The following is a 5167-nucleotide window of genomic DNA, read 5'->3' on the forward strand; positions in this document are numbered from 1 at the left end:
TGCGCCACCGGTACCCGGTGGCGCACCGCCGAGCCCGTCACGGCCGGAAACGGCTCACCGCCACCGGGCGCCGGAGCGCACGGTGGCGGTGAGAGGTCCGAAGGCCGAGCGGCCGGTGGGGTTCAGCCGGTGAGGGACTTGTCCTCCACCCGCATGCGCCCGCCCAGGAACCCGCCGAGGGCGGTGATCAGGGACAGGGCCACCAGCAGCAGGGCGGCCGGCCACGAGGCACCTCCGCCGGCCGCGAGCAGCGCGGTCGCGAGGAAGGGGAGGAAACCGGTGAGGGCGCCGGCCAGGTTGTAGGACAGAGCCACGCCGGTGTAGCGCAGCCGGGCCGGGAACAGCTCGGCGAGCAGCGCCCCGGACACGGCGTACGCGACGGAGAGCACGCCGATGCCGGTCGCCATGGCCAGCACGACCACGACCGGGCTCTCGGTCTCGACCAGCCAGAAGAGCGGGAAGGCGAAGGCGGCGCTGAGCAGGCCGCCCCACAGCGTGACCCGGCCGGCGCCGAGGCGGTCGGCCATGCGCCCCACGACGATGATCACCGCGATCTGGACGACCGCCGCCACCAGCGTGCCGTTGACCATGAGGGAGCGCGGCATTCCCAGGGTGTCGGCCCCGTAGCTGATCATGAAGGTGGTCAGCATGTAGAACCCGCCGACTCCCAGGGTCGCCGAGGCCATCGCGATCAGCAGCCGGCCCCAGGCCTGGCGGAAGATGTCGAGCGCCGGCACCTTGGCCTGCTCGTTCTGCTCCAGCATCTCGTCGAAGAGCGGCGACTCCTCCACCTTGCGGCGGATGTAGACGGCGATGCCCATCAGCGGGAAGGCCATCAGGAACGGCAGGCGCCAGCCCCAGGAGTCGAAGGACTCGGACGGCAGGAGGAGCACCAGGGCGAAGGCGCCGGAGGAGAGCAGGGTGCCCACGGGGGAACCGACCTGCGGGAGCGCGGCGTACCAGCCGCGCTTCTCCGGCGGCGCGTGTTCCACGGCCAGGGTGATGGCGCCGCCCCACTCACCGCCGACGGCGATGCCCTGGACCAGGCGCAGGAACACCAGCAGCAGCGGTGCGGCGATGCCGATGGTGGCGTAGCCGGGCAGCAGACCGATCAGACCGGTGGCGATGCCGATCATGATCACGGTGATCAGCAGGGCCGGCTTCCTGCCCATGCGGTCGCCGAGCCATCCGAAGACGAGGGCGCCGATCGGCCGGGCGGCGAATCCGACACCGAAGGTCGCGAAGGCCGCCAGGGTGGCCGCCGTGGGGTTGAGGGTGGTGAAGTACAGCCGGTTGAAGACGATGGCGGAAGCGGTGCCGAAGAGGAAGTAGTCGTACCACTCCAGCGCCGTGCCGACGAAGGACGCGAAGGCGACCCGTCCGGCGTCCTTGGCCTTCGCATCGGTCGACGTGCCCGGCGGAGCCCCTGGGGTGACCTGGCCGACTGTGCTCATGCGTGACTCCTTGCGTCCGGCCGGGGGGTTCCGGCCGTGGGGAGGGGACCGTTCACCGTCGGGAGGTCCCCGACTGCGTCGGCGCCGTGGACGCACTCCCCGCCCACGAAGGTGGCGAGGACGTCGATGGCGCTGATCCGATGGCTGTCGACGGTGACAGGGTCATCGGAAAGTATGACGAAATCGGCGTATTTGCCGGGGGTGAGGCTGCCGCGGCGGTCCTCGTCGTGGCTGGCCCATGCCGCGTCGATGGTGTAGGCCCGAAGGGCCTGCTCCGCGCTCACGCGCTCGTCCGGGGCGAGGACGGTGCCCGCCCGGCTGAGGCGCTCGACCATGGACTGCATCCCGAGGAGGGGCGCTCCCGGGGCGACCGGCCGGTCGGAGCTGCCCGGCACCCGGACCCCCCGGTCGAGGAAGGAACGGTGCCGGTACATCCACAGGGTACGGTCCGGGCCGAGCCCTTCGGACATGCTGTCGCCGACGTCGTACAGGAAGCGCGCCTGCGGCACCGGGACCACGCCCAGCTCCACGTAGCGCTCGAGCTGGTCGGGGCGGACCACGGCGGAGTGCTCGATGCGGTGCCGCACGTCCGGGCGGGGCAGCACGCCCTGGGCCTCGGCGAAGGCGTCGAGGGCGAGGTCGACGGCGCTGTCCCCGATGGCGTGCGCGGCCACCCGCCAGCCGGACCGGTGGGCCTCGACGACGAGCCGGCGCATCTCCTCCGGGCTGTCCTGGTAGACGCCGCTCGCGTGGTCGTGCCCGCAGAACGGCTCGGACACCGCGGCCGTGCGGCCGATCAGCGACCCGTCCAGCCAGATCTTCATCGGGCCCAGACGCAGCCGGTCGTCGCCGAAGCCGGAGCGCAGGCCCAGGTCGATCCCGGTGGTGATGCCGTCGTCGGCGTGGGCGCGCAGGGCGTGCAGGTTGTCGGCGGCCACCATCAGCTCCACCCGGGTGCGCAGCGTCCCGCGTTCGCGGGCGAGCTGGTACGCGGCGGCCTCGACGGGACTGCGGCCGATGAGGCCGAGCCCGATCCCGGCCTCCACCACGTGGGTCAGCCCCTCCGCCGCGTAGACCGCGCTCGCGCGGCCCAGGGCGGCGGCCAGGTCGGCCACCGGGTAGGGCATGACCAGGCCGGTGACCAGGGACTGGGCCCGCTCCTGGAGCAGGCCGGTCGGCGCGCCGTCGCCGTCGCGCACCACGACCCCGCCCTCGGGGGAGTCCGCCGTGCCGTCGAGGACGCCGGCCCGCCGCAGCACCTCGCTGCCGACCGCGCACATGTGCCCGGAGCGGTGCTTGAGCCACACCGGCCGCCCATCCGCGGCCCGGTCCAGTTCCGCGCGGTGCGGGTGCCCGCCCATGACCGTGTCGTCGTAGCCGGAGCCCACGATCCAGGCGTCGGCGGGCAGACCGGCCGCGCGCCGGGCGACGGCGTCGTAGACCTGGGACAACGTGGTCGCCGTGCTCAGGTCGAGTTCGTCCAGGGACTGGCCGAACCAGGCCATGTGGTTGTGGGCATCGCCGAATCCGGGGACGACGACCGCGCCGCCGCAGTCGAGCACGGTGCGCGCGGGCAGGTCCTCGACCGTCGCGTCGAGGCCGACGATCCGCCCCGCCAGGACACCGAGGGTGCGGGCGTGGGGACGGTGGTCGTCCACGGTGCGGATGCGGGCGTTGCGCAGTTTGAGATCGAGCATGGAACGGCTTTCCGATGGAGGGTCCGGATCCCGGTGGCCGGGGCCGGTTCAGGCCAGGTTCTGCAGACGGGTCAGCGGCAGGTCCGCGGCGTGGTGGACGTCGACCGGACGGCCGTCGACCAGGACCGCGTCCGGTGTGGTGGGCACCCGCACCGTCGGTACGGCGGTGTTGGCGACCATGTCGCCGCGCGTCAGACCGCGGCTGTCGCGCAGGGCCGTGTAGCGCACCCCCTTGGGGAGGGCGCCCGCGGAGGCGCGGTCGTCCAGGCAGGCCCGGGAGACGAAGACAGTGGACAGCCGGCGCGGGGCCCCGCCCAGGCCGCCGAAGTAGGGCTTCATCACCCGCGGCTGGGTCAGCCGGGTGGAGCCGGAGCCCGAACCCGACACCCCCCAGGCGACGAAGCCGGACTTGAGCACCAGCTCCGGCTGCGCGCCGAACGTGGCGGGGCGCCACAGCACCACGTCGGCGAGACGGCCGGGCCGCAGGGAGCCGACGTCCGCGGCCATGCCGTGGGCGATCGCGGGATTCAGCGTGATCTTGGCCAGGTAGCGCAGCACCCGCTCGTTGCCGACGAAGTCCGGGCCGGTCTGTCCCGCCAGGTGGGCCTGCACGTGCGCGAGCTGCCAGGTGCGGCGCGCGGTCTCGGCGATGCGGCCCATGCCCATGGAGTCGGAGTTGACGATGCTGATCGCGCCGAGGTCGTGCAGGGCGTTCTCGGCGGCGATGGCGTGCTCGCGCACCCGGCTCGCCGCGATCGACACGTCGCTCTCCACCCCGTGGTGGCCGCCGTGGACCGTCATCGTCATGGGCAGCAGCTCGGCCACGGTGGCCGGGGTCAGCGGCAGCGTCGGGGTGGTGGAGGAGGTCAGCACGTGCGGCTCGGAGACGATCTCCAGCAGGTCGGGGTGACCGCCGCCGCCCTCCACGTGGTAGGCGTGCACGGTGCGCCCGCGGGTGGCCGAGAGGGTGTCGGCGAGGTAGCCGGACTCGTTGAGGGTGTCGGTGTGCAGGGCGACCGGCAGGTCGGCCTCCTCCGCCACGCCCAGGCAGGTGTCGACGATGCGGGGCGTGGCCCCCCAGTCCTCGTGGATCTTGAAGCCGCCGGAGCCGGCCAGCACCGCGCGCTCCAGCAGCTCCTGTGAGGAGGAGGAGCCCCGGGCGAGGAACGCCACGTTGACCGGGGCGTCGCGCCAGCCCTCGATGAGGCTGTGCAGGTTGTGGGCGGGGTTGGCGCCGACGTCCCACACGCCGCCGATCCCCATGCCGACCATGGTGGTGACGCCGGCGGAGAGCGCCGCGGGCACCACCTCGGGGCTGGAGAGGTGGACGTGGGAGTCCACGATCCCGGCCGTGGCGATGAGCCCCTGGCCGTTGATCATCGCGGTGTGGGAGTCGACGACGAGTTCGACGCCGTCGTTGTTCTCCGGGTTGCCGGCCCGCCCGACGCCGACGATCCGGCCCTCCTTGATGCCGATGTTGGTCTTGCGCACGCCGATCAGCGGGTCCATGACGACCACGCCGAGGATCACCATGTCCAGCGCGCTCTCCCGCGGGGCCCGGCCGGCCACCAGCAGGCCGTCGCGGGCGGTCTTGCCGCAGCCGCCGAGCATCTCCTCGCCGGGCTCGGTGTCGTCGGCGTCCACCCGCACCCACAGGTCGGTGTCGGCCAGCCGGATGCGGTCGCCGGCGGTCGGGCCGTACAGGGACGCGTACGCCTGCCGGGACATCCGGCTCATCGCTCTCCTCCTCGTGCCACCACGGTGACGGTGCGGGTCGTGCCGGGCTCGAACCGCTCCGAGGTCCCGGCCGGGACGTCCAGCCGGTGGCCGCGGGCGGCCTCGCGGTCGAACTCCAGGGCGGCGTTCGCCTCCTCGAGCGGGAAGTGGGAGGACACCCACACCGCGCGGGCGCCCCGGTTGGTGATCTCCAGGTCCTTGCGCGGGCGGCCGGGTGCCAGCTCCGTCCCGCCCCCGGCGGACAGCACGGCGCCGGGGGCGTCCGGCCCGGCCGGGCCG

General features: G+C 73.5%; 4 protein-coding genes. All 4 read right to left on the reverse strand.

The genetic code is table 11. From position 1 onward, the window contains the following. Positions 1 to 122 precede the first annotated feature (122 nt). The gene (locus B7L92_RS34750; RefSeq protein ID WP_081241211.1) at positions 123 to 1454 is read right to left on the reverse strand and encodes an MFS transporter; all 1332 of its coding nucleotides are present in this window, start codon (positions 1452 to 1454) and stop codon (positions 123 to 125) included. Further along, positions 1451 to 3151 (reverse strand): amidohydrolase, encoded by a 1701-nt coding sequence (locus tag B7L92_RS34755; protein WP_081241212.1) that lies wholly within the window; start codon positions 3149 to 3151, stop codon positions 1451 to 1453. Before B7L92_RS34755 ends, B7L92_RS34750 begins: the two co-directional genes overlap by 4 nt. A 48-nt stretch (positions 3152 to 3199) precedes the next feature. Beyond that, on the reverse strand, positions 3200 to 4888 hold the full coding sequence (locus B7L92_RS34760) for an urease subunit alpha (RefSeq protein ID WP_081241213.1): 1689 nt from the start codon (positions 4886 to 4888) through the stop codon (positions 3200 to 3202). Continuing rightward, on the reverse strand, positions 4885 to 5167 hold a 283-nt coding region (locus B7L92_RS34765), incomplete at its 5' end, for an urease subunit beta (RefSeq protein ID WP_368656279.1). The genes B7L92_RS34765 and B7L92_RS34760, both read right to left, overlap by 4 nt.

Source organism: Streptomyces viridosporus (genome assembly GCF_002078235.1).
GTDB lineage: Bacteria > Actinomycetota > Actinomycetes > Streptomycetales > Streptomycetaceae > Streptomyces > Streptomyces viridosporus.